The 2867-nt window shown below is 73.3% G+C and carries 1 protein-coding gene; it reads right to left on the reverse strand.

The window, feature by feature from the left end; genetic code table 11:
* Window positions 1-2867: amino acid adenylation domain-containing protein (locus tag AB0I21_RS57290; protein ID WP_360574466.1), on the reverse strand; the 2867-nt coding region annotated here is incomplete at both ends.

Here is a 2867-nt window from a genome sequence, read left to right on the forward strand (position 1 = left end):
GTCGTCGACGCCGACCGTGCCGACGCCGAGGACGTCGGCGAACGCCTGGCAGAGCAGCTCCTCGCGGACGTTCGCCGGGCCCCTGCCGGACCCGCCCTCGAAGTGCGGTGCGGGGAGCGCCCTGCGGTCGAGCTTGCCGTTGACCGTGAGCGGCAGCGCGTCCAGGGTGACGAACGCGGCGGGGACCATGTACTCCGGCAGCCGCTCCGCAACGAACTCCCGGAGCCCGTCCGCGCCGCCGACGACGTAGGCGACCAGCCGCTCCTCGCGGAGCAAGACCACCGCCTGGGACACGGCCGGGTGCCGCTGCACGACGGTCTGGATCTCGCCGAGCTCGATCCGGAACCCGCGCAGCTTCACCTGCTCGTCGGCCCGGCCGAGGAACACCAGCTGACCATCGGCCGTCCAGCGCACCAGGTCACCGGTACGGTACAGCCGTCCGGGCCCGAACGGGTCCGCCACGAACCGCTCAGCGGTCAGTCTCGGCTGCTTCAGGTAGCCGCGAGCCAGTTGGGCGCCGCCCAGGTACAGCTCGCCCGCCACACCGACCGGGACCGGCTGCAGGCGGCCGTCCAGGACGTAGGCGCGGACGTTCGCCATCGGCCCACCGATCGGCACCAGCGTCCCGGCACCGCACTCCCCCGACGTCACGGTGATCGCCGCCTCGGTCGGGCCGTACGTGTTGTGCAGCCGAGCGTCCGGCAGCACCTCGAAGAACCGGTCGCGGACGGCGGTGGTCAGCTCCTCGCCGCCGCTGAGGACGTGCCGCAGCGACTGGCACTCCACGGTCGACGGCTCCTCCAGGAGCGCCTGCAGCAGTGCCGGGACGAACTCCGCCGCCGTCACCCGCTGGTCCCGGATCAGGCCGGCGAGGTAATCCGGCTCCCGGTGACCGTCGGGGCGGGCGACCACCATCGTCGCGCCGAACGTCAACGGCAGGAACAACTCCCACACCGACACGTCGAACCCGACCGGCGTCTTGAACAGGATCCGGTCCGACGACGTCAGGTCATACTCGTCCGCCAGCCACCGCAACGTGTTCACCACCGCCGCGTGGGACACGACGACGCCCTTGGGGGTGCCCGTCGAACCGGACGTGTAGATCACGTACGCCGGGCTGTCCGGCAGCACCTCGACCGACCGAAAACCGGCGGCCGGCACGTCCACGTCGGACAGGACGATCCGGGCACCCGCGTCCGCGAGCATGAACCCGACCCGCTCCGCCGGCAGATCCAGGTCGATCGGCAGGAACGCCGCACCGGCCTTCACCACGCCGAGGACCGCCACCACCAGGTCCACGCCCCGCGGCAGCCGTACACCCACGACCGACTCCGGACCGGCGCCCAGACCCTGCAGGTAACCGGCGACCCGGTCGGACCGCGCGTCGAGGTCGGCGAAGCTCACCGACGTGCCCTCGAACACGACCGCGGTCGCGCCGGGGTCGCGGGCAACCTGGACGGCGAACAGCCCCGGCAGCGTCTCGGCCGACCCGGCGGTCGCGGTGTCGTTCCACTCCAGCAGCACCCGGTCGAGCTCGGCGGTGTCGAGCACCCCGATCTCCGCCAGGGACGTCGCCGCGCCGCGCTCCAGGGCGGCGACGAGCTGGCCGGCGGCCGTGTGCAGCATGCCGGCGACGGCCTGCGGGTCGATCGGCCCGGCGGCGTCGACGGTCACCGCGAGCCGGGTGCCGTCGTCGTCCACGGTCACGGTCAGCGGGTAGTTGGTCCGCTCGCGGAACAGGACCGTCCGGACGCCCTGGAATCCGCTCGACCTCGCGCCGCCGCCGGTGTTGTGCCGGTAGTCGAAGAGGGTGGCGAACAGCGGCGCGTCGCCCGGCACGTCGCTGACCCGCTGGGCGAGCGCGAGCGGGGCGTGCTCGTGTTCGAGGAGCCCGGCGAGCTGGCGCCGCATCGCGTCGACCGCCGCCGTGATGTCGAGATCGCCGGTGCGGACCCGGACCGGCAGCGTGTTGATGAACAGGCCCGGCACCCGGTCGGACCCGGCGCCGGCGTTCATGCGGCCGAACAGGACCGTGCCGAACACGACGTCGTCCCTGCCCGAGACGACGGCGAGGACCCGGGACCAGGCGACGTGCATGACCGTCGCGGGGCTGACCCCGCGCCGCCGGGCGACCTCCCGAAGCCGTTCCGTCAGTGCCGGGTCGACGCCCGTGCCGGCGCGCACGACGTCCGAGCCGTCGCCGCGGACGTCGCTGACCCCGAACGCCGCCGTCGGCTCCTCGACACCCGCCAGCAACTCACGGAAGTACACCTCGTGCCGCCCGTCCGCGAGCCCGGCCCGCGACTGGGCGACGAAGTCCCGGAACGGCAACGACGCCGGCAGCTCACCGGCCCGCCCGGCGAGGACCGCATCGATCTCACCGATCACCACGTCGAGCGCCGTGTGGTCCTGCACCAGGTGATGGATCCGCAGCAGCCCCAGCCACCGACCGTCGCCGGCGTGCGCGACGTGCACGTCCAGCAGCGGCGCCCGGCCCAGGTCCATCGCCAGCCCGACGGCCGCCAGCAGCCCCTCGGCGCCCGTGGTGCCCTCGACCTCGGTCACCCGCAGCGTCGCGGCGCGCCACACGACCTGCACCGGCTCCGGCAGCCCCGCCCACACGAACGACGTCCGGAGGATGTCATGGCGGTCGGCGACCCGCTGCAGCCCCGCGGCGAACGCGTCGAGACGGTCGCGGTCCTCGAACTCGAGGACGAACGGCGTGACGTAGGTGTCCTCGCCGCCCTCGGCGAGCAGATGGTGGAACAGCAGGCCTTCCTGCAGCGGGGCGAGCGGGTAGATGTCGGCCACGTTCGCCGCGCCGCCGTCGACGGTACCGACGACCGCATCGATCTGCGTCTGGCTCA

This window comes from Dactylosporangium sp. NPDC050588, from assembly GCF_040654975.1.
GTDB lineage: Bacteria > Actinomycetota > Actinomycetes > Mycobacteriales > Micromonosporaceae > Dactylosporangium > Dactylosporangium maewongense.